This is a genomic window from Aquipseudomonas guryensis, from assembly GCF_014164785.1.
In the GTDB taxonomy this organism is placed as follows: domain Bacteria; phylum Pseudomonadota; class Gammaproteobacteria; order Pseudomonadales; family Pseudomonadaceae; genus Aquipseudomonas; species Aquipseudomonas guryensis.
On record NZ_JACJFN010000001.1, the window covers coordinates 180,840 to 207,078 of the forward strand.

General features: G+C 63.1%; 23 protein-coding genes and 1 tRNA gene. 10 read left to right on the forward strand and 14 right to left on the reverse strand.

Translation table 11 applies throughout. The features are described 5' to 3' along the window. The 4 genes from secD to queA all read right to left on the reverse strand — a co-directional run bounded on the left by secD (window position 1) and on the right by queA (window position 4,615). Entirely contained in the window at window positions 1-1,869 is a 1,869-nt protein-coding gene (secD, locus tag H3H45_RS00850; protein ID WP_182831890.1) for a protein translocase subunit SecD, read from the reverse strand. A gap of 62 nt (window positions 1,870-1,931) precedes the next feature. Beyond that, window positions 1,932-2,273, reverse strand: a complete 342-nt coding sequence (gene yajC, locus H3H45_RS00855; RefSeq protein ID WP_173209185.1) for a preprotein translocase subunit YajC — start codon at window positions 2,271-2,273, stop codon at window positions 1,932-1,934. Window positions 2,274-2,441: 168 nt separating this feature from the next. Next, window positions 2,442-3,560: a tRNA guanosine(34) transglycosylase Tgt gene (tgt, locus tag H3H45_RS00860; protein ID WP_182833094.1), complete on the reverse strand. Its 1,119-nt coding sequence runs from the start codon at window positions 3,558-3,560 to the stop codon at window positions 2,442-2,444. Between the two features lie 5 nt (window positions 3,561-3,565). Beyond that, entirely contained in the window at window positions 3,566-4,615 is a 1,050-nt protein-coding gene (gene queA / locus H3H45_RS00865) for a tRNA preQ1(34) S-adenosylmethionine ribosyltransferase-isomerase QueA (protein WP_182831891.1), read from the reverse strand. 109 nt (window positions 4,616-4,724) lie between these two features. Here queA and H3H45_RS00870 point away from each other — a divergent pair. The 3 genes from H3H45_RS00870 to H3H45_RS00880 all read left to right on the forward strand — a co-directional run bounded on the left by H3H45_RS00870 (window position 4,725) and on the right by H3H45_RS00880 (window position 5,922). Continuing rightward, window positions 4,725-4,808: transfer RNA gene (locus tag H3H45_RS00870), tRNA-Leu, on the forward strand. Between the two features lie 290 nt (window positions 4,809-5,098). Next, window positions 5,099-5,311, forward strand: a complete 213-nt coding sequence (locus tag H3H45_RS00875; RefSeq protein ID WP_160082300.1) for a cold-shock protein — start codon at window positions 5,099-5,101, stop codon at window positions 5,309-5,311. Between the two features lie 104 nt (window positions 5,312-5,415). After that, the gene (locus tag H3H45_RS00880) at window positions 5,416-5,922 is read left to right on the forward strand and encodes an RDD family protein (RefSeq protein ID WP_182831892.1); all 507 of its coding nucleotides are present in this window, start codon (window positions 5,416-5,418) and stop codon (window positions 5,920-5,922) included. A 26-nt stretch (window positions 5,923-5,948) separates the two neighbouring features. On the opposite strand, the gene H3H45_RS00885 is transcribed toward H3H45_RS00880, so the two are convergent. Then, window positions 5,949-6,863 carry a GIDE domain-containing protein gene (locus H3H45_RS00885; RefSeq protein ID WP_182831893.1) on the reverse strand — a complete coding sequence of 305 codons (915 nt, stop codon included), beginning with the start codon at window positions 6,861-6,863 and terminating at the stop codon, window positions 5,949-5,951. 2 nt (window positions 6,864-6,865) lie between these two features. Beyond that, complete coding sequence (locus H3H45_RS00890; RefSeq protein ID WP_182831894.1) at window positions 6,866-7,438, reverse strand: LemA family protein; 573 nt, start codon at window positions 7,436-7,438, stop codon at window positions 6,866-6,868. A gap of 181 nt (window positions 7,439-7,619) precedes the next feature. Here H3H45_RS00890 and H3H45_RS00895 point away from each other — a divergent pair, with 181 nt between their 5' ends. The 7 genes from H3H45_RS00895 to H3H45_RS00925 all read left to right on the forward strand — a co-directional run bounded on the left by H3H45_RS00895 (window position 7,620) and on the right by H3H45_RS00925 (window position 18,998). Next, window positions 7,620-8,945 carry an imelysin family protein gene (locus H3H45_RS00895; protein ID WP_182831895.1) on the forward strand — a complete coding sequence of 442 codons (1,326 nt, stop codon included), beginning with the start codon at window positions 7,620-7,622 and terminating at the stop codon, window positions 8,943-8,945. Between the two features lie 245 nt (window positions 8,946-9,190). Then, window positions 9,191-10,600, forward strand: a complete 1,410-nt coding sequence (locus tag H3H45_RS00900) for a di-heme oxidoreductase family protein (RefSeq protein ID WP_182831896.1) — start codon at window positions 9,191-9,193, stop codon at window positions 10,598-10,600. 11 nt (window positions 10,601-10,611) lie between these two features. Next, window positions 10,612-11,673: an imelysin family protein gene (locus H3H45_RS00905; protein ID WP_182831897.1), complete on the forward strand. Its 1,062-nt coding sequence runs from the start codon at window positions 10,612-10,614 to the stop codon at window positions 11,671-11,673. 4 nt (window positions 11,674-11,677) lie between these two features. After that, entirely contained in the window at window positions 11,678-12,772 is a 1,095-nt protein-coding gene (locus H3H45_RS00910) for a DUF1513 domain-containing protein (protein WP_182831898.1), read from the forward strand. A 178-nt stretch (window positions 12,773-12,950) separates the two neighbouring features. Then, complete coding sequence (locus H3H45_RS00915) at window positions 12,951-14,576, forward strand: methyl-accepting chemotaxis protein (RefSeq protein ID WP_182831899.1); 1,626 nt, start codon at window positions 12,951-12,953, stop codon at window positions 14,574-14,576. A gap of 190 nt (window positions 14,577-14,766) precedes the next feature. After that, a complete protein-coding gene (locus H3H45_RS00920) occupies window positions 14,767-15,921 on the forward strand; it encodes an efflux RND transporter periplasmic adaptor subunit (RefSeq protein WP_182831900.1) in 1,155 nt (384 codons plus the stop codon). A gap of 23 nt (window positions 15,922-15,944) precedes the next feature. After that, on the forward strand, window positions 15,945-18,998 hold the full coding sequence (locus H3H45_RS00925) for a multidrug efflux RND transporter permease subunit (RefSeq protein WP_182831901.1): 3,054 nt from the start codon (window positions 15,945-15,947) through the stop codon (window positions 18,996-18,998). A 56-nt stretch (window positions 18,999-19,054) separates the two neighbouring features. On the opposite strand, the gene H3H45_RS00930 is transcribed toward H3H45_RS00925, so the two are convergent. The 8 genes from H3H45_RS00930 to H3H45_RS00965 all read right to left on the reverse strand — a co-directional run bounded on the left by H3H45_RS00930 (window position 19,055) and on the right by H3H45_RS00965 (window position 26,157). Continuing rightward, complete coding sequence (locus H3H45_RS00930; protein WP_182831902.1) at window positions 19,055-19,294, reverse strand: hypothetical protein; 240 nt, start codon at window positions 19,292-19,294, stop codon at window positions 19,055-19,057. Between the two features lie 222 nt (window positions 19,295-19,516). Next, window positions 19,517-20,212, reverse strand: a complete 696-nt coding sequence (locus H3H45_RS00935) for a lipopolysaccharide kinase InaA family protein (protein WP_182831903.1) — start codon at window positions 20,210-20,212, stop codon at window positions 19,517-19,519. A gap of 235 nt (window positions 20,213-20,447) precedes the next feature. Beyond that, complete coding sequence (locus H3H45_RS00940; RefSeq protein ID WP_182831904.1) at window positions 20,448-21,728, reverse strand: sensor histidine kinase; 1,281 nt, start codon at window positions 21,726-21,728, stop codon at window positions 20,448-20,450. Beyond that, window positions 21,718-22,401, reverse strand: coding sequence for a response regulator transcription factor (locus H3H45_RS00945; RefSeq protein WP_173209215.1), 684 nt, complete (start codon window positions 22,399-22,401; stop codon window positions 21,718-21,720). Before H3H45_RS00945 ends, H3H45_RS00940 begins: the two co-directional genes overlap by 11 nt. A gap of 308 nt (window positions 22,402-22,709) precedes the next feature. Next, on the reverse strand, window positions 22,710-24,350 hold the full coding sequence (gene groL / locus H3H45_RS00950; protein WP_182831905.1) for a chaperonin GroEL: 1,641 nt from the start codon (window positions 24,348-24,350) through the stop codon (window positions 22,710-22,712). A gap of 46 nt (window positions 24,351-24,396) precedes the next feature. Further along, a complete protein-coding gene (locus tag H3H45_RS00955) occupies window positions 24,397-24,690 on the reverse strand; it encodes a co-chaperone GroES (protein WP_173209219.1) in 294 nt (97 codons plus the stop codon). A gap of 221 nt (window positions 24,691-24,911) precedes the next feature. Then, window positions 24,912-25,361: an FxsA family protein gene (locus H3H45_RS00960; protein WP_173209221.1), complete on the reverse strand. Its 450-nt coding sequence runs from the start codon at window positions 25,359-25,361 to the stop codon at window positions 24,912-24,914. A gap of 64 nt (window positions 25,362-25,425) precedes the next feature. After that, window positions 25,426-26,157 (reverse strand): HugZ family pyridoxamine 5'-phosphate oxidase, encoded by a 732-nt coding sequence (locus H3H45_RS00965; RefSeq protein ID WP_182831906.1) that lies wholly within the window; start codon window positions 26,155-26,157, stop codon window positions 25,426-25,428. Between the last annotated feature and the right edge of the window lie 82 nt (window positions 26,158-26,239).

The window sequence follows — 26,239 nt, forward strand, 5'->3', positions numbered from 1 at the left end:
TTAGATCCACAGCTTCTTGTAGTCACGACCACCGAAGATCAGGTTGACCATCGCACGCGTCACCATGATCGCGGTGAACATCGAGGTGACGATACCCAGCGACATGGTCACAGCGAAGCCCTTGACCGGCCCAGTACCCATGGCAAAGAGAATGCCGCCGACCAGCAGAGTGGTCAGGTTGGAGTCGAGAATCGCCGTATAGGCGCGATCGAAGCCCTCATGAATGGCACGCTGCACCGACATGCCATTGGCGATTTCCTCGCGGATACGCGAGAAGATCAGCACGTTGGCGTCCACCGCCATACCCATGGTCAGGACGATACCGGCAATGCCAGGCAGGGTCAGGGTGGCACTGAGCAGCGACATCAGCGCCAGCAGCAGAACCATGTTGAAACCCAGGGCCACCGTCGCCAGGATGCCGAAGAAACGGTAGATGGCGAGGATGAACAGCGACACGAAGAGCATGCCCCACAGGGACGCATCGATACCCTTGGCAATGTTGTCGGCACCCAGGCTCGGGCCAATGGTGCGCTCTTCGGCGAAGTACATCGGCGCGGCCAGGCCACCGGCACGCAGCAGCAGGGCCAGTTCCGACGACTCGCCCTGACCATCCAGGCCGGTGATACGGAACTGGCTACCCAGCGGCGACTGAATGGTCGCCAGGCTGATGATCTTGCGCTCTTCCTTGAAGGTCTGGATCGCCTGCTCTTTCTCGACACCGTCAACCATCTGCTTGGCGTAGCGAGTCATCGGCTTCTGCTCGATGAAGATCACCGCCATGCTGCGCCCGACATTGTTGCGGGTGGCGCGATTCATCAGCTCGCCGCCATGGTTGTCCAGGCGGATATTGACCTGCGGGCTGCCATTCTCATCGAAGCTGGCCTGGGCGTCGGTCACCTGGTCACCGGTGATGATCAAGCCACGCTCCAGCGCTACGGCTGGACGACCTTCCTCACGGAACTCGAAGAACTCACTGGAAGCGCGCGGCGCATCCACCTCGGCCTGCAAGCGGAACTCCAGGTTGGCGGTCTTGCCAAGGATGCGCTTGGCTTCGGCAGTGTCCTGCACGCCCGGCAGCTCGACCACGATGCGGTTGGCGCCCTGACGCTGCACCAGCGGCTCAGCCACACCAAGCTCATTGACCCGGTTACGTACGGTGGTCAAGTTCTGCTTGATCGAATACTCGCGAATCTCTGCAAGCTTGGCCTGACTCAGCACCAGACTCAGCACCTGCAAGCCATTGCGCTCACTGGTGACCTGTTCGAAATCGATGAAATCCTTGCGAATCAGATCCTGGGCCTTTTCCAGCTGCTCGGCATCGGTGAAGCCAAGCTGGATCGCCCCCTCCTGCTGCGGCAGGCTGCGATAGCGCAGACGCTCCTTGCGCAGCAGGCTCTTCACTTCGCCTTCATATACTTTAAGACGCGCACCAACAGCCTTGTCCATGTCCACTTCCAGCAGGAAATGCACACCGCCGGACAGGTCCAGACCCAGCTTCATCGGGCCGGCACCAATGCTGCGCAGCCAATGCGGCGTGGTCGGTGCCAGGTTCAGCGCTACCACGTACTCATCACCGAGCAGACGATGCACCAGTTCCTTGCCCGGCAGCTGATCCGCCTTGTTGACCAGGCGCACCAGCCCCGCATTACCCTTGTCGTTCAGGGTGGCAGCCTTGACCTCGATACCCGCCTCGCTCAGCGCCTTGCTGATGCGATCCAGATCGGCCTGACCGACCTGCAAGGCCGTACTGGCACCACTGACCTGAATGGCCGGATCATCCGGATAAAGGTTGGGTGCGGAGTAAATGAAGCCGACCACCAGCACAGCCAGGATCAGCAGGTACTTCCACAAGGGGTATTTATTGAGCATGACGCCGCCCGTTATGACACGGGGCGCTTGATGCGCCCCGTCGTTGGTGAAGAATGGATCGTTTAGATGGCTTTCAGGGTGCCCTTCGGCAGGGTCGCCGCAATGGCCTGCTTCTGGAACTTCAGCTCGACATTGTCGGAAACTTCAACCACCACGAAATCATCGGAAACCTTGGTGACCTTGCCAGCCAGGCCACCGGAAGTGACCACTTCGTCGCCCTTCTGCAGGCCGCCGAGCAGGTTCTTATGCTCTTTGGCGCGTTTGGCCTGCGGACGCCAGATCATCAGATAGAAGATGACCAGAAAGCCGACCAGGAACACCCACTCGAAACCGCTACCAGCGGGACCAGCGGCAGCGGCCGGTGCAGCGGCATCAGCGTAAGCAGCGGGGATCAGAAAGCTCATGGAAAACTCCTATAACGAGGTCTTGAAACTGTTGTTTTTGCGGCCGCACAGGCAAGCCAGATTGGGGCAAGGCGCCGCAAACGAAAAAACGCAGGCAGCTACCTTAATGGGTGCATTCAGCTCGATTTCAACATCTGGCGGGCGCTTTCATGTCAAACAAAGCGGCGCTCAGGCCTCCAGCGGCGGCGTGGACAGGCCGCGCCGAGCGTAGAAGGCATCGACAAAGGCGGCCAATGTACCCTGTTGAATTGCCTCGCGCAAACCAGCCATCAGGCGCTGATAATGGCGCAAGTTATGGATGGTATTGAGCATGCTGCCCAGCATTTCGCCGCACTTGTCCAGGTGATACAGGTAAGCACGAGAGAAATTCTGGCAGGTGTAGCAATCGCAGGTCGGGTCCAGTGGCGACTCGTCATGGCGATGCACCGCATTGCGGATCTTCACCACGCCGGTATCGGTAAACAGGTGCCCGTTGCGTGCATTGCGGGTCGGCATCACGCAGTCGAACATGTCTACGCCGCGGCGCACACCCTCTACCAGGTCTTCCGGCTTGCCAACCCCCATCAGGTAACGGGGTTTGTCCGTCGGCAACTGCCTCGGCAGGAAATCCAACACGCGGATCATCTCTTCTTTCGGCTCACCGACCGACAGACCACCGATGGCCAGACCGTCGAAACCTATCTCCTCAAGCCCTTCCAGCGAACGCATGCGCAGCTCTTCATGCATGCCACCCTGGACGATACCGAACAGCGCCGACGGATTGCCATCGTGGGCATTCTTCGAGCGCTTGGCCCAACGCAGCGACAGCTCCATGGAACGCTTGGCCACGTCGAAATCGGCCGGGTAAGGCGTGCACTCGTCGAAGATCATCACGATGTCCGAACCCAGGTCACGCTGCACCTGCATCGACTCTTCCGGGCCCATGAACACCTTGCGCCCGTCCACCGGCGAGGCGAAGGTCACGCCCTCTTCCTTGATCTTGCGCATGGCGCCCAGGCTGAACACCTGGAAGCCACCGGAGTCGGTGAGGATCGGCCCCTGCCACTGCATGAAATTGTGCAGATCGCCATGCTGCTTGATCACCTCGGTACCCGGACGCAGCCACAGGTGGAAGGTGTTGCCGAGGATGATCTGTGCACCGATCGCCTCAATGTCGCGCGGCAGCATGCCCTTGACCGTACCGTAGGTGCCTACTGGCATGAAAGCCGGGGTTTCCACCACGCCACGCGGGAAGGTCAGGCGACCACGACGGGCGCGCCCGTCAGTGGCCAGCAGCTCGAAGGACATGTGGCTCATAGGGTTTCCTCGGGGCCGCGCGCAGCGGGATTGCGGGTGATGAACATGGCATCGCCGTAACTGAAAAAGCGGTATTGCTGCTCCACGGCCATGGCATAGGCAGCCATGGTCTCGGGATAACCTGCAAAGGCCGACACCAGCATCAGCAGGGTAGATTCGGGCAAGTGGAAGTTGGTGACCAGAGCATCAACCACATGGATGGGCCGGCCTGGGTAGATGAAGATGTCGGTGTCACCACTGAAGGCCTTCAGCTCGCCATCACGCGCCGCCGTCTCCAGCGAGCGCACACTGGTCGTGCCCACTGCAACCACCCGACCGCCACGCGCCTTGCAGGCTGCCACGGCATCCACCACATCCTGGCCGACTTCCAGCCACTCGCTGTGCATGTGGTGATCTTCGATGCGCTCCACGCGGACCGGCTGGAAAGTCCCGGCGCCGACATGCAGGGTGACGAACGCGGTTTCCACGCCCTTGGCGCGAATCGCCGCCAGCAACTCTTCGTCGAAATGCAGGCCGGCAGTGGGCGCCGCTACCGCGCCGGCCTTCTGCGCGTACACGGTCTGGTAGCGCTCGCGATCGGCCGCATCGTCGGCACGCTCTATATAAGGCGGCAACGGCATATGCCCGACCCGTTCCAGCAGCGGCAGCACCGGCTCGGCAAAACGCAGCTCGAACAAGGCATCGTGGCGCGCGACCATCTCGGCCTCACCGCCACCCTCTATATGAATTAGCGAACCCGGCTTGGGTGACTTGCTCGAACGCACATGGGCCAATACCCGATGGCTGTCCAGCACGCGCTCGACCAGCACTTCCAGCTTGCCGCCGGAAGCCTTCTGGCCGAACAAGCGCGCCGGAATCACCCGGGTGTTATTGAACACCATCAAGTCACCGGGACTGAGGTACTCGAGCAGGTCGACGAATTGGCGATGGCTCAGTGCACCCGTCTCGCCATCCAGCACCAGCAGACGGCTGGCCCGGCGTTCAGGCAGAGGGTGGGAGGCAATCAGCGCATCGGGAAGATCGAAGTGGAAGTCAGAAACACGCATGGTGAAAAATCGTCTTGCAGGGCCGCAAAGCTTACCGGAAACCACCCACACTGGCCACGCAAGCCGATTGACCGCCCCCGAACGCCTCCCTATACTGCGCGCCCATCGTGCCCCGGTGGCGGAATGGTAGACGCGGCGGATTCAAAATCCGTTTTCGCAAGAAGTGGGAGTTCGAGTCTCCCCCGGGGCACCAGTCACCCAGTTTCAGCACTCATTCGAGACGCCTGAAACCCTCCTGAAACACCCGCCGCAGAGCCCCGAAAAAGTGCACGAAAGTGACCGTTTCGCAGGGCTTGGCAAACCCAACCGAGTTAGCTAGAGTGTGCCCACTGTGTTTGCATGGGTCGCTATGAATCGTGACCTGGTGCAGTAGATCCTAGATCCGCTAAACCCGCTCGACTTCTCTTACTCTCTGCAACCAGTCCCAGCCCTCTTCGCCAAAGCAAGAGGCTGTCATCAACTCTAGTTTCAAGGAAATAAGACATGTCGAATCGTCAAACCGGCACCGTTAAGTGGTTCAACGACGAGAAGGGCTTTGGCTTCATCACCCCAGAGAGCGGTCCGGATCTGTTCGTACACTTCCGCGCTATCGAAGGTAATGGCTTCAAGAGCCTGAAAGAAGGCCAGAAGGTTACTTTCGAAGCCGTTCAAGGCCAGAAAGGCATGCAGGCTGACAAGGTCCAGGTTCTGGGCTAAGTTTCGCTGCTCCGAAGAGCCCCTGATGGCAACATCAGGGGCTTTTTTGTGCCTGCGATTTGTTGCCCGTACAATCCGCGCAGTCTTTCTCTCCCGAGCCATCCATGCCCAAGCACATGCTGCGCCCCCAAGGCGACTTCCCCACTGCCAGACTGCCCCGCCGCCTGGCCGCGATGTTTTACGATTTTCTGCTGTCCATCGCACTGATGATGGTCGTCACACTGCTCTACCAGCAGGGTCTGCTGCGCCTGATCTATGGCAACGAGCAACTGCTGGCCATATCGCAGGCTGGTGGCCTGGATCGCGACCCGATGCTCGCCACCGTTGTGCTGTTCAGCCTGTTCGCCTTCTTCGCCAAGTTCTGGACTCACAATGGCCAGACCCTCGGCATGCAGGTGTGGGGCCTGCGCATCCAGAATGCTGATGGTTCGGCAATCACCCTGTGGCAAGCCTTGCTGCGCTTCCTGGTCGCCATCATCTCCTGGCTGCTCGGCGGCCTGGGCTTCCTGTGGATGCTATGGGACAAGCAACAGCGCAGTTGGCACGACATCTATTCGGAAAGCCGGGTGGTGCAGCTGCCGAAAAACATCCACAAGCAGGACAAGCACTGAGGCGCACCAGCCGCCTGCGCTGGACGCTAGCTCGCTAGCCCCGGCAGCAGCACATTGCTGACTAACCAGGTGGTCGCCAGGGCACCAATCAGGCACAGCGCAGCGCCACCGGCCGCCTGCCAGTAAAAGCCGCGCGCCAGCACATCCTCACCATGACTGGAAAGGATGAAAGGCTGCGACTCGGGCGGACGGCGTAATTGGTTGTAGGTGGGCAGATCACCCTGCTGGAGCTGCCGGCGCTGCGCTTCGGCCCGCGCCGACTCGCGCATGCGCGTCCACTCGCCGTCATCCAGCCGACCATCGTCGTTGCTGTCGAAGCGCTGCAGCAGGCCGGCGAAGTCGCCCTTCCACTCGCGCACCACCGCGCCCTGCGCCAGCGTCAGGTCGAATGCCTGGGCGCCACCGGCAGTGCGGAAATCACCGATGGCATACAGCGGCTCACCGGCATGCAGGCGCTCTTCGGTGTAGCGGTAGTCGGTGCCGCTGGACAGTAACCAGCCCAGCATCCCGCCAGACCCCTGCTGCATCCGCGGATGGCGCTGACTGCCACGCCAGACCTGCTTGGTGGCCGGGCGCACCTCGGCACCCAGCGGGTTGATCAGGCACTCGCCGGTGCCGTCGTCGAAGCGCAGCCAGCCTTCACTGCTGCCACTCTCGACCACGCGCCAGGAGCGATTCTTGCCGTTCTGGCTGTACTCCTCGATCTTGAAGCGCCACCACAGGCAAGGCGTGCCGGTCAGCGGCGCGACGATCTTTACATCCGACTGATCCTGCAGCACGCCATACAGCTCGACATAACCCTGCGCCGCCGAACGCACCTTCGAGGTCGGCGTATCGAGCAGGAAGCGCGCCTCAGCCAGACGTTTCAGGCACCACCAACCACCGCCAGCACAGGCGCCGACGCTGAAGGCCAGGCTGATGGCCAGTCCGCCGACATCCATGCTCAGTTGAACAGCGACTTGAGGTCGACGTCGGCCTTTTCGGCCTCGCTGAACTCCAGCAACTCGGCCGCCTGGAAGGCGAACAGACGCGCGATGATCACGTCGGGAAACTGCTCGATGCGCACGTTGTTCAGGTTGACCGCCTCGTTGTACAGCTCGCGGCGGTCGGCGATGGCGTTCTCCAGACCGCTGATGCGCTGCTGCAGGTGCTGGAAGCTGTCATTGGCCTTGAGATCCGGATAGTTCTCGGCCAGCGCGAACAGCTGACCGAGGCCGGCACGCAGACCGCTTTCCGCCTGCCCGAGGGCGCCGACGTCGTGCTTCTCGCGGGCACTGGCCACGGCATTGCGCGCGGCGATCACCCGCTCCAGGGTAGTGCGCTCGTGCTGCATGTACTGCTTGCAGGTCTCCACCAGCTTGGGCAGCTCGTCGTGGCGCTGCTTGAGCAGGACATCGATGTTCGACCAAGCCTTGCTCACCCCGTGCTTGAGGCGCACCAGGCCGTTATACAGACCAACCGCACAGGCGGCGGCGAGGAACAGGACAACCAGAACGGCGACTAGGGTCAGACTCATGGCAACACTCCTTGTGGACTGTCGGCATTCTAGCGGCAGCGGCCAGCCTGCACAGTCCCCGGAATGCAGACCTGCGCGGAATAAATAGTCCTTTACATAAAATGCAAATCTTTCGCATTATTGCGCGGTTTTCTAGTGCAACTGCATTGCACTCCCATCTCCACATGCAAAGGATCCCGCCATGACTCGTATGCCCCTGGCCACCGCCAGCCTGCTGGCTCTCGCCATTGCCCTCGCCGGCTGCGGTGAAGACAAAGCCGCCGCACCGCAAGCCGCTGCCCCAGCAGCCGCCAGCAGCACTGCCGCGAGCCTGAAAGTCGCCGATGCCGACGCCAAGGCCGTAGTCAGCCATTACGCGGATCTGGCCCTGGCCGTGTTCAGCGATGCCGCCAGCACCGGCAAAGCCCTGCAAACCGCCATCGACGCCCTGCTCGCCAACCCGAGCGACGCCACCCTGCAAGCGGCTCGCGAAGCCTGGCTGGCTGCCCGCGCCCCCTACATGCAGACCGAAGTATTCCGCTTCGGTAACGCCGTGGTCGACGACTGGGAAGGCCAGCTGAACGCCTGGCCGCTGGACGAAGGCCTGATCGACTACGTCGCCAAGGACTACCAGCATGCCCTGGGCAACCCAGGCGCCAGCGCCAACATCATCGCCAACACCACCATCCAGGTCGGCGAAGACAAGGTCGACGCCACCACCATCACCCCCGAACTGCTGGCCAGCCTGAACGAGCTGGGCGGTTCCGAGGCCAACGTCGCCACCGGTTACCACGCCATCGAGTTCCTCCTCTGGGGCCAGGACCTGAACGGCAGCAACCCGGGTGCCGGCGCCCGTCCGGCCAGCGACTTCATCGTCGGCGCCGGCGCTACCGGTGAGCACAACGAGCGTCGCCGCGCCTACCTGAAAGCCGCTACCGACTTGCTGGTCAGCGACCTCGACGCGATGGTCGTGCAGTGGCAAGCCGGCAATGCCGACAACTACCGCGCCAAGCTGGAAGCCGAATCGGCCGAGAACGGCCTGCGCAAGATGCTGTTCGGCATGGGCAGCCTGTCCCTCGGCGAACTGGCCGGCGAGCGCATGAAAGTCGCCCTGGAAGCCAACTCCACCGAAGACGAGCACGACTGCTTCAGCGACAACACCCACAACTCGCATTTCTACAACGGTAAAGGCATCCGCAACGTTTACCTGGGCGAGTACAAGAAAGTCGACGGCACCACCCTCAGCGGCCCGAGCCTGTCGTCCCTGGTGGCCAAACTCGACGCCGCCGCCGACAGCACCCTCAAGGCCGATCTGGCAGCCAGCGAAGCCAAACTGCAGGCTCTGGTCGACAGCGCCAACCAGGGTCAGCACTTCGACCAGCTGATAGCCGCCGACAACACTGCCGGCCAGCAGATCGTGCGTGACGCCATCGCCGCGCTGGTCAAGCAGACCGGCGCCATCGAACAGGCTGCCGGCAAGCTGGGCATCAGCGACCTGAACCCGGACACCGCTGACCACCAGTTCTGATATCCGCAGTACTGGCAACCGATGCGCCCACAAGGCGCATCGGTTTTTTATGTCCGCCATCCCTAGCGGCCACCCTTCGGGCCGTCGCTACGCGACGTTGAAAATTGCTCCCGGCAATTTTTCTATGCCTGCCATTCCAGTCCCTGCGGCAGCACGCCTCAGTTCGCGAACGCAAATCCCTCTTATTTGAATTCCATTAGCCTGCTAAGATTGTCCGCCTGATTTTCTTCCCAGGTTCGTGCTCGATGCCTTTCCAGCTCCGCCTCTGTGTCCTGGTGCTGACGCTCAGTCTGGCCGCCTGTGAACAGCCGCTGCCTCCGGTCGAACCCGGCGAGGCGCTATCTGCGGGCAGCACCACGGTGCGCCAGGCCGACCAGAATGCCTTCTCCCTGCCCTCCGCCAACCTCGCCCCCTCGCGGCGCCTGGACTTCAGCGTGGGCAACAGCTTCTTCCGCAATCCCTGGGTCAGCGCTCCCGCGACCACCACCGCGCGTGACGGCCTGGGTCCGCTGTTCAATACCAACGCCTGCCAGAACTGCCACATCAAGGACGGTCGTGGCCATCCGCCAGAGTCCAACGCCAGCACGGCAGCCTCGATGCTGGTGCGCCTGTCGATTCCCAGTGATGGCTCACCTGCCCATGCCGAACTGCTGCAGCACCAGGGCGTGGTCCCTGAGCCCGTCTATGGCGGCCAACTGCAGGACATGAGCAATCCCGGCCATGCCCCGGAGGCCAAGGTGCGGGTGAGCTATCGCAGCGTGCCGGTACGCTTTGCCGACGGCAGCCAGGTCGAGTTGCGCCAGCCCAAGCTGGAGATCAGCCGTCTGGCCTATGGCGAGCTCCACCCGCTGACCCAGCTCTCCGCCCGCATCGCCCCGCCGATGATCGGCCTCGGTCTGCTCGAAGCCATCCCCGAGGCCGCCATCATGGCCAATGCCGACCCCGATGACCGCAACGGCGATGGTATCCGCGGCGTACCCAACCAGGTCTGGGATCGTGCTCAGCAGCGCACTGTGCTCGGGCGCTTCGGCTGGAAGGCCGGACAACCCAGTCTCAACCAGCAGAACGCCGACGCCTTCGCCAACGACATGGGCCTGACCAGCGCAGCGAACCGCCAGGACAACTGCAGCAGTGCACAGACCGACTGCCGCGCCGCGATCAATGGCGGCGAGCTGGAAGTCAGCGACAGCATCCTGGCCAGCGTGCTGTTCTACACCCGCAACCTGGCCGTACCGGCACGCCGCACCGTGGACGATCTGCAGGTGCGCCGTGGCAAGCAGCTGTTCACCCAGGCCGGCTGCGACCAGTGCCACACGCCAAGCTTCACCACCTCCGCGGCAGCCGAACCGGAGCTGGCCAACCAGTTGATCCGCCCATATAGCGACCTGCTGCTGCACGACATGGGCGAGGGGCTGGCTGACGGTCGCAGTGAATTCCAGGCCAACGGCCGTCAGTGGCGCACCGCGCCTCTGTGGGGTATCGGCCTGACCCAGGCAGTCAACGGCCACACCCAGTTCCTCCACGACGGCCGCGCCCGCAACCTTCTGGAGGCCATCCTCTGGCATGGCGGCGAAGCGCAAAAAGCCAAAGATCTGATTCTCGAATTCGATGCCCAGCAGCGTCAGGCGCTACTGGCCTTCCTCAACTCGCTCTAAAGGAGACCGGCATGATCCGCACCCCTCTGGCTGTTGCCCTGCTCGGCTTTGCCCTCGCCGCCTGCAGCCCGCAAGACCCGCAGCAGGCCACCAGCAGCGCCCTGGCCGAGGGCGTGTTGCTGCCGGCCTACAGCAGCTGGCACCAGGCCAACCAGCAACTGGCCAGCAGCGCCCAGGCGCTCTGCAACGGCAGCCAGGACCTGAGCGGCGCCCGCCAAAGCCTGCTCACTACTATTGGTAGCTGGGCGACCCTACAGCCGCTGCTGGTTGGCCCGCTGGCCGAAGGCAATCGTGCCTGGCAGGTACAGTTCTGGCCGGACAAGAAGAACCTGGTGCAGCGCCAGGTCGAGACCCTGCTGAAGAACAAGCCGCAGCTGGTCCAGGCCGACCTGGACCAGGCCAGCGTGGTGGTCCAGGGCCTCACTGCCTATGAGTACGTGCTGTTCGATGCCGCCATCGACCTCAATCAGGCTCCCCAGAAGAACCGCTACTGCCCGCTGCTGATCGCCATCGGCGAGCACCAGGCCAAGCTCAGCGGCGAAATTCTCGGCCAGTGGCAAGCCGAGGACGGCATGGCCGCGCAGCTCAAGCACTTCCCCAACAGCCGCTACGCCGAGGCGCCGGAGGCGGTGGGCGAACTGCTGCGCGCACAGGTCAGTGCCATCGATGGCATGAAGAAGAAGCTCGGCGCCGCCCTCGGCCGGCAGAGCAAGGGCCAGCCGCAGCCCTACCAGGCCGAGTTCTGGCGCAGCAATGCCAGCATCGTCAGCCTCGCTGCCAGCCTGGCCAGCGCCGAGCGCATCTGGCTTGGCAGCAACAACGATGGCATCAAGGCCCTGCTCGGCAGCGACCAGGCAGCGCTGAGCCAGCGCCTGGATGCCCAGTACGGCGCTACTCGCCAGCTATTGGCGGCGATCCAGCGTCCACTCGGCGAACTGCTCGGCGAGGAAGACGGCCGTCAGCAGCTGAATGCCTTCTACGACAGCCTCGACCAGCTGCACCGCCTGCATGAAGGCGAACTGGCCAAGACGCTCGGCATCCAGCTGGGCTTCAATGCCCACGACGGGGACTGACAGCATGCAGCGCAGAGCCTTTCTCGGCCTTGCGGGCGCCGCCCTCGCCGCCAGCGCCCTGGGCGGCTGGCAGCTGGTCAGCCATGGCCCGCAACCGCTGCTGCTCTCGGCCCGTGACGACAGCGACGGCCAGCACTATGCCGTCGGCTACCGCCTGGATGGCAGCAAGGCCTTCGCCACGCTGGTCAAAGAGCGCTGCCACGATGTGGTACCGCACCCGAGCCTGCCGCTGGCCGTGTTCGTCGGCCGCCGGCCGAGCCGCGAGAGCTACCTAATCGATACCCGCGACGGCCGCCTGCTGCAAACCCTGAGCGCCGCTACCGACCGCCACTTCTACGGCCACGGCCTGTTCCACCAGGCCGGCGAGCTGTTCTACAGCACCGAAAACGACACCAGCGAGCCGGGCCGTGGCGTGCTCGGCGTCTATCGCCTGCAGCACAACCAGCTGCAACGCATCGGCGAGCACGCCACCCACGGCATCGGCCCGCACCAGCTGCTCTGGTTGCCCGGGGGCGAAAGCCTGGTGGTGGCCAACGGTGGCATCCGTACCGAGGCCGACAGCCGGGTGATGATGAACCTGCAGGCCATGGAGCCAAGCCTGGTGCTGATGCAGCGCGACGGCACGTTGCTCAGCAAGGAACAGCTGCCGCAGCAGATGAATAGCGTGCGTCACCTGGCCGTGGCCAGCGACGGCACCATCGTCTCCGGCCAGCAGTACGAAGGCGACCCACTGGACGCCGTACCGCTGCTGGCGATCAAGCGCCCGGGGCAACCCTTCCAGCCCTTCCCCCTGGGCGAGGCGCAGCGCGCGGCGATGAACCAGTACACCGCCAGCCTGGCCATCCACAACGACCTGCGCCTGCTGGCCCTGACCGCACCGCGCGGCAACCGCTTCTTCATCTGGAACCTGGACAGTAGCGACTTGCTGCTCGATGCGCCGTTGCCGGATTGCGCGGGCGTCGGTGCGGTGAGCGAGGGTTTCGTCGTCACCTCCGGCCAGGGCCGCTGCCGCCTGTACGACTGTCGCGGCCCCCAGATTGTCGCGCAGCCGCTGCAACTGCCGGCCGGACTGTGGGACAACCACCTGCGCCTGGTGTGAAATTGATGGCTCAAGGCCTTCTTCCCGCTGCCGACCTATACTCAAGCGGATAGTGCATACGTGCCGGCTTCTGCCTGGCCGCCTGTAACCGGAACGTCATGCTCCGGGGATAGGGATATCCGCAGTTCCGATGCCCATCCGGGTATCGGGGGTAGCAAACCCCGAAGAGGCGCCTCCCATGTTCCTGCAAAAATCCCTGCGCGCGCAGATCCTCGCTCTGCTCGGCGGCAGCCTGGTGCTGATCCTGATCACCGCCCTGGCCTGCTTCAGCTTCCTCTCCAGCGGCATGCAGGCTTATCGCGGCCTGCTCGACGGCCCGCTGGAAGCCACCCGCCTGATCGACGCGGCCAACGTCGAGTTCAAGATCCAGGTCCAGGAGTGGAAGAACGTCCTGCTGCGCGGCCAGGACAGCGACAACCTGAATAAGTACTGGGGCCAGTTCGAGGCCCAGGAACGCAAGGTGCAGGACACCCTGGGTCAATTGGTGCAGGTTGCCTCTGCCGATCAGGCACTGAAAACCCAGGTCGAGCGCCTGCGTAGCGAGCACCAGACCCTCGGAATCAACTACCGCAAGGGCCGCGATGCTTTCGTTGCCGCCAATGGTGATGCCAAGGCCGGCGATGCCGCGGTCAAGGGCATCGATCGCGCCGCCAGCGAGCAGATGAGCACCCTGGTCACTCAATTACGCGAGCAGAGCCTGGCGCAGGCCAAGCAGATCAACGCCGCCGCCGACCGCACCATCCTCATCGGCAGCGTATTACTGCTGGCGGCCAGCGTGGTCATCGCCCTATTCAGCCTGTGGCTGGTCAATCGCAACCTGATCATCCCGATCCGCCACCTGATCAGCCATGTCGATGAACTCAGTCACGGCCACTTCGGCCAGCGCGTAGAAACCAACCGCGCCGATGAACTGGGCATGCTGGCCATCGCCTCCAACACCCTGCGCGACTTCCTTGCCAGCACCACCCAGAGCCTGCAGCAGAGCAGCAACAACCTGGACAATGCCAGCGGCGAACTAAACAACATCGCCTCGCGCATGACCCAAGGCATCAACGAGCAGTTCGAGCGTACCGATCAGGTCGCCACGGCCATGCACGAGATGTCCGCCACCGCCCAGGAAGTGGCGCGGCATGCTGCCGAAGCCGCGCACGCCGCTGACGATGCCGACAACTCGGCACGCCAGGGTGGCAAGGTGATGACCTCGACTATCCAGACTATTACCGGCATGCGCAGCGAGATTGCCAACACCGCCGAAGTGATCCGCCGTCTGGAAGCCGACAGCGGGCGTATCGGCAAGGTGCTGGAAGTGATCCGCGGTATCGCCGAGCAGACCAACCTGCTGGCCCTCAACGCCGCCATCGAAGCCGCCCGCGCCGGCGAGCAGGGCCGCGGTTTCGCCGTGGTCGCCGACGAGGTGCGTACCCTGGCTCAACGCACCGCCGAATCCACCGCCGAGATCAACCAGATCATCGACACGGTGCAGACTGGTGCAATCAATGCCGTCCGTGCCATCGAAAGCGGGCAGAACCGCAGCGAGGAAGGCGTGACCCAGGTCACCGAGGCCGGCGAAATGCTGCAGCGCATCACCGGCGCGGTGGAGGCCATCCGCGACATGAACCGACAGATCGCCACCGCCGCCGAGGAGCAGACCTCGGTGGCCGAGGACATCTCGCGCAACCTCACCGAAATCACCGCCATCGCCAGCTCCAACCAAGAGAACGTGGAGCGTACCCAGAGCGCCAGCCAGAACCTGCAGAACCTGTCTGGTGAGCTGGGCGAAGTGACCCGTCGCCTGGGCTCTTGAGGGGGCATCACGGCACACGGACGTGCCGGCAAAATGCCAGTCCGGGGCAATAACCGCGACACGCTGTTGCGACAATCTTTGCTGGTAACTTCTTGCAAATGGGCGTCTTTTGACTTGATGGTCAAGTGGGACTATGGTGCCCGCTTCGCCTATTCCCAGGCCTCTTTTTGCCCCGCCAAGGAACCGGAATATGTTGCTCCGCCGCATGTTTGTCATGCTGGGCGCTGTCATCCTCGTGGTGCTCGCCCTTGCCGCCTACAAAGGTTATTCGATCTACCAGCAGGTGCAGATGTTCTCGGCGCCACAGCCGGCCATCAGCGTGTCTGCCGCCTTGGCCAAGGAGCAGCCCTGGCAGAGCCGCCTGCCGGCCATCGGCACACTCAAGGCGTTCCAGGGCGTCGACCTGACCGCCGAAGTCCAAGGTACCGTGCAACAGGTGCTGTTCCAGTCCGGCGAGAAGGTCAGCCTCGGCCAGCCCCTGCTGCAACTGGACAGCCAGGTGGAACAGGCGATCCTCGCCACCGCCCTGGCCGTGCGCAACCTGGCCCAGGTGGAGTTCCAGCGCGGCAAGAACCTGGCCGTCAAGCAGGCCATTTCCAAGAGCGAGTTCGATCGCCTGAATGCCGAACTGCTCAAGGCCGAGGCCAGCGTCGCCCAGCTGCAGGCCAGCCTGGACAAGAAGCGCATCCTCGCCCCCTTCGCCGGCACCATCGGCATCCGCCAGGTCGATACCGGTGACTACCTGAGTCCCGGCAATACCGTGGCCACCCTGCAGGACCTGTCCAAGCTGTATGTCGACTTCTTCCTGCCGGAACAAACCGTGCCGCTGCTGGCCATTGGTCAGCGCGTACGCCTGAACGTCGCCGCCTATCCGGGTGAGGTGTTCGAGGGCGAAATCGCCGCGATCAACCCCAAGGTCGAAGAAACCACGCGCAACCTGCAGGTGCGCGCCATGCTGCCGAACCCCGACAGCAAGCTGCTGCCGGGCATGTTCGCCAATCTGGACGTCCTCCTGCCAGGCGAAAAGCCGGTGATCGTGGTGCCGGAAACCGCCATCACCTACACCCTGTACGGCAACTCGGTGTACGTAATCGGCGAGAAGAAGGACGAAAAGGGTGCCGTAGTGAAAGACGACAAGGGCCAGGCCCAGCTGCAGGTCGAGCGCCGCTTCGTCGAAACCGGCGAGCGTCGCGATGCCCAGGTGGTGGTGCTCAAGGGCCTTAAGGCCGGCGAGCAGGTGGTCACCGCCGGCCAGCTCAAGCTGGATAACGGCGCCCACGTGAGCATCGCCGACGACCAGGCCCAGGCGGTCGAAGCGGCCACCCCAGCCAGCGCCGCCCAGTAAGGCGCGGCGCCAAGGAAACCAACATGGCTTTTACAGATCCGTTCATCCGTCGCCCGGTACTGGCCACCGTGGTCAGCCTGCTGATCATCCTGCTGGGCTTCCAGGCCTTCAGCAAACTGGTGATCCGCCAGTACCCGCAGATGGAAAACGCCCTGATCACGGTGACCACCGCCTACCCCGGGGCGAATGCCGAGACCATCCAGGGCTACATCACCCAGCCGCTGCAGCAGAGCCTGGCAAGCGCCGAAGGCATCGACTACATGACCTCGTCGAGCCAGCAGAACCTCTCGGTGATCTCCATCTATGCGCGCATCGGCGCTGACAGCGACCGTCTGTTCACCGAGCTGCTGGCCAAGGCCGGCGAGGTGAAGAACCAGTTGCCGCAGGATGCCGAAGACCCGGTGCTGTCCAAGGAAGCGGCCGACTCCACCGCGCTGATGTATGTCAGCTTCTACAGCGAGCAGCTGTCCAACCCGCAGATCACCGACTACCTGTCCCGGGTCATCCAGCCCAAGCTGGCCACCCTGCCAGGCATGGCCGAAGCGGAAATCCTCGGCAACCAGGTGTTCGCCATGCGCCTATGGCTGGACCCGGTGAAGATGGCCGCCTATGGCGTCACCGCCGGCGAGTTCAGCGAAGCCGTGCGCCAGTACAACTTCCTCGCCGCCGCCGGCGAAGTGAAGGGCCAGTACGTGGTCACTAGCATCAATGCCAGCACCGACCTGAAGACCCCGCAAGCCTTCGGCGCCATCCCGCTGAAGACCGTCGGTGACACCCGCGTGCTGGTGCGCGACGTGGCCCGGGTGGAAATGGGCGCGGCCAACTACGACTCGATCAGCTCGTTCGACGGCACGCCCTCGGTGTACATCGCCATCAAGGGCACGCCCAGCGCCAACCCGCTGGACGTGATCAAGCACGTGCGCGCCATCCTCCCGGAGCTGGAAGCGCAGCTGCCGCCGAACCTGAAGGTATCCATCGCCTACGACGCCACCCGCTTTATCCAGGCCTCCATCGACGAGGTGGTGAAGACCCTGATCGAGGCGGTGCTGATCGTCATCGTCGTGGTGTTCCTGTTCCTCGGCGCGTTCCGCTCGGTGCTGATCCCGGTGATCACCATTCCGCTGTCGATGATCGGCGTGCTGTTCTTCATGCAGCTGATGGGCTACTCGATCAACCTGCTGACCCTGCTGGCCATGGTCCTGGCCATCGGCCTGGTGGTGGACGACGCCATCGTGGTGGTGGAAAACATCCACCGCCATATCGAGGAAGGTAAAACGCCGTTCGACGCGGCCATCGAAGGGGCGCGCGAGATCGCCGTGCCGGTGGTCTCGATGACCATTACCCTGGCCGCGGTGTATGCACCAATCGGCTTCCTCGAGGGCCTCACCGGGGCGTTGTTCAAGGAATTCGCCCTGACCCTGGCCGGTGCGGTGATCATCTCCGGCATCGTCGCCCTGACCCTGTCGCCGATGATGTGCGCCAAGCTGCTGCGCCACGAGGAAAACCCCTCGGGCCTGGCACATCGGCTCGACCAGATTTTCGACCGGCTCAAGCAACGCTACCAGCGCGCCTTGCACGGTACCCTCAACACCCGCCCGGTGGTGCTGGTGTTTGCCCTGATCGTCATGGGCCTGATCCCGGTGCTGCTCAAGTTCAGCCACAGCGAGCTGGCGCCGGAAGAGGACCAGGGCATCGTGTTTCTCTTCGCCAATGCGCCGCAGCCGACCAACCTGAACTACCTGAACGCCTACACCGACGAGTTCGTGGAGATCTTCAAGAGCTTCCCCGAGTACTACTCGTCGTTCCAGATCAACGGCTTCGATGGCGTGCAGGCCGGGATCGGCGGCTTCCTGCTGACCCCCTGGGACGAGCGCGAGCGCACGCAGATGGAGCTGCTACCGGAGGTCCAGGCCAAGCTCAATGCCATCCCCGGCCTGCAGATCTTCGGCTTCAACCTGCCGTCGCTGCCGGGCACCGGCCAGGGTCTGCCGTTCCAGTTCGTGATCAATACGCCGAACGACTACGAGTCGCTGCTGCAGGTGGCCGACCGGGTCAAGGCGCGGGCCATGGAGTCGGGCAAGTTCGCCTTCCTCAACGTCGACCTGGCTTTCGACAAGCCGGAAGTGGTGGTCGAGATCGACCGCGAGAAGGCCGCGCAGATGGGCGTGTCCATGCAGGACCTGGGGCTGACCCTTGCCACCCTGCTCGGCGAAGGCGAGATCAACCGCTTCACCATCGACGGTCGCAGCTACAAGGTGATCGCCCAGGTCGAGCGCGCCTACCGTGACAATCCGGGCTGGCTGAGCAGCTACTACGTGAAGAGCGAAAGCGGGCAGATGGTGCCGCTGGGCACGCTGATCAAGGTCAGTGACCGCGCGCGGCCAACCAAGCTCAAGCAGTTCCAGCAGCTCAACTCGGCGATCATCGAAGGTGTACCCATCGTCAGCACCGGTGAGGCGGTGGACACCATCGCGCAGATCGCCCGCGAGGAAGCGCCGCGCGGCTACGCCTTCGACTACGCCGGCGCCTCGCGCCAGTATGTGCAGGAAGGCAGCGCGCTGTTCGTCACCTTCGCCCTGGCCCTGGCGATCATCTTCCTAGTGCTGGCCGCGCAGTTCGAGAGCTTCCGCGACCCGCTGGTGATCCTGGTCACCGTACCGCTGTCGATCTGCGGCGCCCTGCTGCCGATCTTCCTCGGTTTCTCCAGCATGAACATCTACACCCAGGTGGGCCTGGTGACGCTGATCGGCCTGATCAGCAAGCACGGCATCCTGATCGTCGAGTTCGCCAACCAGCTGCGCCACGACAAGGGCCTCGGTGTGCGCGAAGCGATCGAGGAAGCCGCCTCGATTCGCCTGCGCCCGGTGCTGATGACCACCGCGGCGATGGTCTTCGGCATGGTACCGCTGATCCTCGCCACCGGCGCCGGAGCGGCCAGCCGCTTCGACATCGGCCTGGTGATCGCCACCGGCATGTCGATCGGCACCCTGTTCACCCTGTTCGTCCTGCCCTGCGTCTACACCCTGTTGGCCAAGCCGGACGCCAGGCCGGCCGCAGCAGCGGTGCCGTCACACTGAGTGACACCCCCAAGAAAAAGCCCCGCAGTGCGGGGCTTTTTTCATTCTGTGACAGCTCAGTTGCTGGCGTTCAGGTTCTGCGACAGGCCGAACATCACCAGCAACAGGTCACTGTCGGGCCTGACCTGCGGCGTCAGCGCCTTGTTGCGGGCAACCGCTGGCGGCGGGCAGTAATTCAGTGAACTGTGATGGGCATCCAGCACCACGGGTTCGGGCTCCTGCCATGCGGCGGCGGCCAGGGCGGTTACGCCGAGGGCACCAACGAGGAAAAGACCTCGAGCAATTTCTAATTTCATCGCTGCAACCCCTTGAAAGTGCTGCCTAACACTTAGTGAAAACCTTAGAGCATCAAACCGTTCCCGTGGTTTTGGCAGACAAGCGGTCAGCCCGCTACCGCAAGAGTCCTTGGTAGCCGGGATGCAGACTAGGGAATGGACTGTGAAAAAATCGTTATACCTGCCCGTAGCTACTGCACGCTTCATCGCGTGGCACAACCCGAGCACGGGCTAACTCAAGCGTTAGATACCCTTGAGAGGGCTACCAAAAACTTGCTGGTAGCCATGCAATACCTGTTTCCATTGGACATCACTCCACGGCGAATGACGCCTGAGTTGCCGCATATCATGCTGCGCAGCACTTTTGCAGGTCAGCCGCCGGCGGCTTTTCTCCAGGTCCAGCAGCGCCACGTCCAGCGCATCGCCCTGCACCCGCACGAATACATGCTTGGCGTACAGGCAGCCATGCTGCCAACGGCCAAGGTGCATACGCGCCAGCGTGGCACCGATCTGTTGCAGCAGTTGCTCGTGCTGCGCGGCACTCAAGCATTCCGCCCCGCCCTGCGCATACCAGCTGTCGATATCGGCGAAGCCCTCCAAGGCCTCGCTGATGAGGATGGCACGCCAGCCCTCGCCCACCTGATAGTGCGCACCGCAGTAGATCAGGTGCGGTACTCGCACACCCAGCTTGCTCAAGCCCAGCATGGCATTGCGCTCACGCAGCACTGTCGGGCGGCCAAAGGGGTGGAGAAGGCTGCGATAGAGGTGATCGACCTGACGTTTGGCATACAGTAATTCGTCGCTCACGTGACGTAACCGCTGCACCCCACTTTCACCACCCCGGCGCCGATTGGGGGCCTCGACCCACTCCCCCTGTTGCTGCCACCACTGATCGAACAGACTCGCATCCTTGTCCAAGCCGAACACGGCACTCAGCATCGTCACCCTCCCCCGAAATCAGATCATAACCTCGTCGCCAAACCAGCCAAGGCTGGAGCGCCTCGACACACATGAGTTACCGCAGTCACTGCGGGTAACAGACAGATGCGGCAATAGCAGCCTGATGTGCTTGTCGACACTCGATCGGGATTTGGCTGCAAGGCGCATACCCGCCTGACCACTACGACAGCTTATGCCCCATGAGGTGAGGGTACGAGACGATATGAGCAGGCGCTCAGCAGACAGCGACGGTAAGGCTGACCTCGAAGCGACAACCCTGAGGCTCCACGCTGCTCAGGCTGACACTCCAGCCCTGGCTTTCGCAGATCCGCTGGACCAGCGACAGGCCGAGACCGAGACCTTCACCACGCGCCTGGCCACCGCGGACAAAGGGCTGGAACATCGCCTCGCGCTCGCTTTCCGGAATGCCCACGCCGCTGTCGACAACGACGAAGCCCTGCTCACCCAGCTGCAACTCGATAGCGCCACGCTCGGTGTAATGCAGTGCATTGCGCAACAGATTGCCCATGACCGAGCGCAGCAAGGGCGCGTTGTAATGCAGCAGGGCGCCGCTGCCGCGCTGGTAATGGAACGTCAGGCCCTTGGCCTCGATCGCCGGGCGCCATTGCTCCACCAGGCCATCGGCCACCTCTGCCAGGCTGGCCAGGGGCGTCGTGCCGGTCTCATCGCTGCGCGAGCGCGCCAGCAGCAGGAAGGTCTGCACCAGATCGCGCATTTCCTCCGTGGCGCGGGCGATCCGCTGCACCTGGCCACGGGCGCGCGCATCCAGGGAAGCGCTTTCCAGCAGCAGCTCGCAGGAGCTGGCCAGCACCATCAGTGGCGTGCGCAGCTCATGGCTGACGTCACTGGTAAACAGCCGCTCACGGGTCAGCGCGCGGCGTAGCAGGCCCAGGGTGGTATCGAAGGAGGCCGCCAGCTGCCCCACCTCGTCGCTGGCATAGTCCGGCGCCAGGGACGGCGCCCGATCAAGCAGCTGGTCCGGGTGGCGCACCTGGGTCGACAGGCGCACCACTGGCTCGATCACCTTGCGCGCCAACAGCCAGCCGAGCAGCCCGGACAGCGCCAGGCTGATCAGGAAACCACCGAGCACCACGGCGAACAACAACTGCTCGCGGTCCTCGAACTCGCTCTGGTCTTCCAGCAGTACATAACGGCGGCCATCCACCAGCTGAACGAAGGCATGGTAGGAACGCTCATCGCGATACACCTCGCTGAAGCCGGGCGGCAGCGCCTGCAGGTCGGCCGGCATGGCAAAGTCGCCGGGACCATTGCTGAAATGAAACAGCTGGTCCGGCTCGGGCTTGTGCCGCCAATCCTCGCTGCTCTCCATTTTCAGCAGGCGCCCCAGGTCACCGCCCAGCTCGGCGGAGATCAAGCGCTCCTCGACCAGGTGCACGGTCTCGACGATGCCGATGGCAAAGGTGCCCCCCACCAGCAAGGTCATCAGCATGAAGGCGATGACGATGCGCCGTGACAGGCTGTGCCTAAACTCCATCAGCCAACTCCGCCAGGCGATAACCGACCCCGTGCACGGTGTGCAGCAGCGCCTGGTCGAACGGTTTGTCGATGACCTGGCGCAACTGGTGCACATGACTGCGCAGGCTGTCGCTGTCCGGGCAATCGTCGCCCCACAACGCCTCTTCCAGCGCCTCGCGGCGTACCACATGCGGGCTTTTCTGCATCAGCAGGGCGAGCAGCTTGAGGCCCACCGGGTTGAGCTTGAGCGGACGGCCGCTGCGACTGACTTCCAGGGTGTCGAGGTCATAGCTCAGCTCGCCGACCTGCAGACTGCGCTTGCCGCCACCCAGGCTGCGGCGCAGCACGGCCTCGATACGCGCAGCCAGCTCGGACAGGGCAAAGGGCTTGACCAGGTAGTCGTCGGCACCAGCCTTGAAGCCCTTGAGGCGGTCGTCCAGCTGGTCGCGGGCGGTCAGCATGATCACTGGGGTATCGCGCCGCGCCTCCTCGCGCAGGCGCTGGCACAGGGTGTAACCGTCGATTCCGGGCAGCATGATGTCCAGCACGATCAGGTCGTAATGTTCGCTGGCGGCCAGGTGCAGGCCAGACAGACCATCCTGGGCGCAGTCCACCGTGTAACCCTTGATCCCCAGGTAGTCGGCCATGTTGGCCAGGATGTCGCGGTTGTCCTCGACCAGGAGGATGCGCATATCGAATTCCCTCACCGGCGCGATGGCGCCGCAGTGGCGCAAAGATACCGCGAACACCCTCCCCTAACCGCGGCTTTGACGGTTTTTTCACGATGCCCGGCTAAGAACCTGTTTACGATCTTTTGGACTAGAGCCAGACAAGGCAAAAACAGCCGAGGAAGCGGAGTTTACGAGCTGTAAATGAGCATTCCGAGGCTGTTTTTAACGCCGTATGGCCGACGGCCAAGAGGTCGTAAACAGGTTCTTGTCGCGTGCATAAAAAAGCCCCGCACTAGGCGGGGCTCTTTATCCAGCGAGGGCCGGTCGGCTTACATCATGCCGCCCATGCCACCCATGCCACCCATGTCCGGCATGGCCGGAGCAGCCTTGTCGTCGACGATGTCGGCGATCATGGCTTCGGTGGTGATCATCAGGCTGCCGATGGAAGCGGCGGCCTGCAGGGCGGAACGAGTAACTTTGGCCGGATCGAGAATACCCATCTCGATCATGTCACCGTAGGTGTCGGTCGCGGCGTTGAAGCCGTAGTTGCCCGAACCCTGCTTGACCTTGTCGACCACTACGCTCGGCTCGCCGCCGGCGTTGGACACGATCTGACGCAGCGGTGCTTCAACAGCACGACGCAGCAGAGCGATACCGACGTTCTGGTCGTCGTTGTCGCCTTTCAGTTCGTTGATGGCCTGCAGGGCGCGCACCAGGGCCACACCACCGCCAGGTACCACGCCTTCTTCGACGGCTGCGCGGGTGGCGTGCAGGGCGTCTTCAACGCGGGCTTTCTTCTCTTTCATTTCCACTTCGGTGCCGGCACCGACCTTGATCACGGCAACACCGCCAGCCAGCTTGGCCAGACGCTCTTGCAGCTTCTCTTTGTCGTAGTCGGAAGTGGTGTCTTCGACCTGCTTGCGGATCTGCGCAACGCGGGCTTCGATATCAACCTGCTGGCCAGCACCGTCGATGATGGTGGTGTTTTCCTTGCTCAGCTGAACGCGCTTGGCGTTACCCAGGTGCTCCAGGGTGGCGCTTTCCAGGCTCAGGCCGACTTCTTCGGAAATCACGGTACCGCCGGTGAGGATGGCGATGTCCTGCAGCATGGCCTTGCGACGGTCGCCGAAGCCCGGAGCCTTGACGGCTGCGACCTTGACGATACCACGCATGTTGTTCACAACCAGGGTCGCCAGGGCTTCGCCTTCAACGTCTTCAGCCACGATCAGCAGCGGACGGCCAGACTTGGCTACGGCTTCGAGAACCGGCAGCAGTTCGCGGATGTTGGAGATCTTCTTGTCGACCAGCAGGATCAGCGGGCCGTCGAGTTCGGCGACCATGGTATCCGGCTTGTTGATGAAGTACGGCGACAGGTAGCCGCGGTCGAACTGCATGCCTTCTACGACGGACAGTTCATTTTCCAGGCCCGAGCCTTCTTCAACGGTGATCACGCCTTCTTTACCGACTTTTTCCATGGCTTCGGCAATGATGTCGCCGATGGAGTTGTCGGAGTTGGCGGAGATGGTGCCGACCTGGGCAATCGCCTTGGTGTCGGTGCACGGCTTGGACAGCTTCTTCAGTTCGGCGACGATGGCGATGGTGGCCTTGTCGATGCCGCGCTTGAGGTCCATCGGGTTCATGCCGGCAGCAACGGCTTTCAGGCCTTCGTTGACGATGGCCTGAGCCAGTACAGTGGCGGTGGTGGTGCCGTCACCGGCGGCGTCGTTGGCCTTGGACGCAACGTCCTTGACCAACTGGGCGCCCATGTTCTCGAAGCGGTCTTTCAGCTCGATTTCTTTGGCAACGGACACGCCGTCCTTGGTGATCAGCGGCGCGCCGAAGCTGCGCTCGAGCACCACGTTGCGGCCTTTCGGGCCGAGGGTCGCTTTTACCGCGTCGGCCAGGACGTTAACGCCGACCAGCATTTTCTTGCGAGCGGAATCGCCGAATTTGACTTCTTTAGCAGCCATGGTGGTAGTTCCTTAAATTCTTGAGTTGTACGGGGATGCGCGGGAATCAGGCTTCGAGGACGGCGAGGATTTCGTTCTCGCTCATCACCAGCAGGTCTTCGCCGTCGACTTTGACGGTGTTGCTGCCGGAGTAAGGGCCGAATACCACTTTGTCACCGACTTTGACGGCCAGGGCACGTACTTCACCGTTGTCCAGGGCTTTGCCGGTACCAACGGCGACGATCACGCCCTGGTTCGGCTTTTCAGCAGCGGAGCCCGGCAGCACGATGCCACCGGCGGTTTTCGATTCTTCTTCGCTGCGGCGGATAACGACGCGGTCATGCAGAGGACGAAGCTTCATGGGTCGATCTCTCCCGATAAGTTGTTGTAAGCAGGCCGGTGACTGCACCGGCGGGTTAGCAAAGTCCGGCGGAGCCGGGCGCGGCACGCCTGGGCGGGCCACGGAAGTCTGTTCTGCCGAAAACGGCAGACACCTTGCGGTGCTAGCTAGATAGGGGCGATCAAGGGCATTTCAAGGGCTGGGCTAGGATTTTTTTGCACACCCCAGCCGCGCAGCACTGCTCAGTCGCGGCGCTGGTACTCGCCTTCGATGACGTTGGGACGGGTTTGCCCGGAGCGGGCGGCGAGGTCGTCGGCGAAGGCACGCTGACGCAGGGCCTGCTCCGCGGCACGGCGGCGCAGGTTGCCGATCAGCAGGTTGCGGGTGAACGGAATCAGGCAGAGCAGGCCGAACACGTCGCTGATAAAGCCCGGCAGCAGCAGCAAGCCGCCGCCAACGGCGATCAGCAGGCCGGCGAACATTTCCTCCTCGGGCATTTCGCCACGGGCCAGTTTTTCACGGGCACGCCAGGCAGTGGCCAGGCCGGCCACACGCAGCAGCACGCTGCCGAGAATGGCCGTGCCGATCACCAGCAGCAGAGTGGGGATGACACCAATGGCACTGCCGACCTGGATCAGTACAGCCAGTTCGATCAGCGGGAACAGCAGAAACAGAAAGAGAAAAACGCGCATCAGGGGTTCCTTGACGGAAGAACGGCTTCCGATACCGATGAAAGTATGGGGTGTGGCGCTTAATTCAAGCTGACACCTGCCCGGTGGTCGGCCAGACCTCGGCCCGGGCCAGCTGTACCAGGGCCTGGCGCACCGCGCCGGGACTGTTACAGGATGTTGGGAAGGCTAGCCAGTAGAGGCCCTTGCCGATGCGCAGATGGAAGCCTTCGCTGTCGATGCCGACCAGTTGTGCCGGCTCATGGGCAGGTAAGCCGGCCAGTTTGACGTAATGGGTGATGGCCGCCGCGTGGTCGGCATTCATGTGTTCGAGCATGCTCTGCTCGCTCTCGCCGGCGAAGGGGTTGGCCAGATTGACCTGCTCCAGCCAGTGAATCGCGCCGAAGCCGCCGATATAGCGCCAGCGCACTGGCTGCAGGCGCCAGAAATCGAAGTCGTGGACCTGGTGGTAATCGCGCGATTCGGGGAAATAGCGGTAGTAACGCGCGGCAGCGGCGGCGATCTGCGCGGGTTCTGCCAGTTTCTCGGCTTCGGCCAGCAGGGTCAGGCGCCCGACCGCCTGCACGTCCTCGGCGCCGCGTTCGCCGACCAGCAGTGAGCATTTGCCGTCCTGCTGCAGGTTATGGGTGTGTTGGGCGATGCGGCTGATCAGGAGCAGCGGACAACCCTGCTCGTCCAGGCAGTAAGGCACCACTGATCCGAAAGGGAAACCCGGCATGGCCTTGGAGTGGGTGGAGAGCACACCGCGGTATTCCTTGAGGAGCAATTCTCGGGCATGCTTGCCGGCTGTCACGCTCAAGTTATGACTCCTCGTTAAGAATCCGTCGAAAACAAAACGGACAGGCGCTCGGCAGAACTCTTTGCAGCGCCCGCGAGGCCAC

Bases quoted from the DNA above. Each gene is read 5' to 3' on its own strand.
- H3H45_RS00940 (WP_182831904.1), bottom strand. From the start codon at position 21,728: ATGGAGTTTAGGCACAGCCTGTCACGGCGCATCGTCATCGCCTTCATG.
- H3H45_RS00960 (WP_173209221.1), bottom strand. From the start codon at position 25,361: ATGCGCGTTTTTCTCTTTCTGTTTCTGCTGTTCCCGCTGATCGAACTG.
- H3H45_RS00955 (WP_173209219.1), bottom strand. From the start codon at position 24,690: ATGAAGCTTCGTCCTCTGCATGACCGCGTCGTTATCCGCCGCAGCGAA.
- groL (WP_182831905.1), bottom strand. From the start codon at position 24,350: ATGGCTGCTAAAGAAGTCAAATTCGGCGATTCCGCTCGCAAGAAAATG.
- H3H45_RS00910 (WP_182831898.1), top strand. From the start codon at position 11,678: ATGCAGCGCAGAGCCTTTCTCGGCCTTGCGGGCGCCGCCCTCGCCGCC.
- tgt (WP_182833094.1), bottom strand. From the start codon at position 3,560: ATGTCCTTCGAGCTGCTGGCCACTGACGGGCGCGCCCGTCGTGGTCGC.
- H3H45_RS00925 (WP_182831901.1), top strand. From the start codon at position 15,945: ATGGCTTTTACAGATCCGTTCATCCGTCGCCCGGTACTGGCCACCGTG.
- queA (WP_182831891.1), bottom strand. From the start codon at position 4,615: ATGCGTGTTTCTGACTTCCACTTCGATCTTCCCGATGCGCTGATTGCC.
- H3H45_RS00930 (WP_182831902.1), bottom strand. From the start codon at position 19,294: ATGAAATTAGAAATTGCTCGAGGTCTTTTCCTCGTTGGTGCCCTCGGC.
- H3H45_RS00890 (WP_182831894.1), bottom strand. From the start codon at position 7,438: ATGAGTCTGACCCTAGTCGCCGTTCTGGTTGTCCTGTTCCTCGCCGCC.
- H3H45_RS00945 (WP_173209215.1), bottom strand. From the start codon at position 22,401: ATGCGCATCCTCCTGGTCGAGGACAACCGCGACATCCTGGCCAACATG.
- yajC (WP_173209185.1), bottom strand. From the start codon at position 2,273: ATGAGCTTTCTGATCCCCGCTGCTTACGCTGATGCCGCTGCACCGGCC.
- H3H45_RS00880 (WP_182831892.1), top strand. From the start codon at position 5,416: ATGCCCAAGCACATGCTGCGCCCCCAAGGCGACTTCCCCACTGCCAGA.
- H3H45_RS00885 (WP_182831893.1), bottom strand. From the start codon at position 6,863: ATGGATGTCGGCGGACTGGCCATCAGCCTGGCCTTCAGCGTCGGCGCC.
- H3H45_RS00895 (WP_182831895.1), top strand. From the start codon at position 7,620: ATGACTCGTATGCCCCTGGCCACCGCCAGCCTGCTGGCTCTCGCCATT.
- H3H45_RS00905 (WP_182831897.1), top strand. From the start codon at position 10,612: ATGATCCGCACCCCTCTGGCTGTTGCCCTGCTCGGCTTTGCCCTCGCC.
- secD (WP_182831890.1), bottom strand. From the start codon at position 1,869: ATGCTCAATAAATACCCCTTGTGGAAGTACCTGCTGATCCTGGCTGTG.
- H3H45_RS00920 (WP_182831900.1), top strand. From the start codon at position 14,767: ATGTTGCTCCGCCGCATGTTTGTCATGCTGGGCGCTGTCATCCTCGTG.
- H3H45_RS00915 (WP_182831899.1), top strand. From the start codon at position 12,951: ATGTTCCTGCAAAAATCCCTGCGCGCGCAGATCCTCGCTCTGCTCGGC.
- H3H45_RS00935 (WP_182831903.1), bottom strand. From the start codon at position 20,212: ATGCTGAGTGCCGTGTTCGGCTTGGACAAGGATGCGAGTCTGTTCGAT.
- H3H45_RS00900 (WP_182831896.1), top strand. From the start codon at position 9,191: ATGCCTTTCCAGCTCCGCCTCTGTGTCCTGGTGCTGACGCTCAGTCTG.
- H3H45_RS00875 (WP_160082300.1), top strand. From the start codon at position 5,099: ATGTCGAATCGTCAAACCGGCACCGTTAAGTGGTTCAACGACGAGAAG.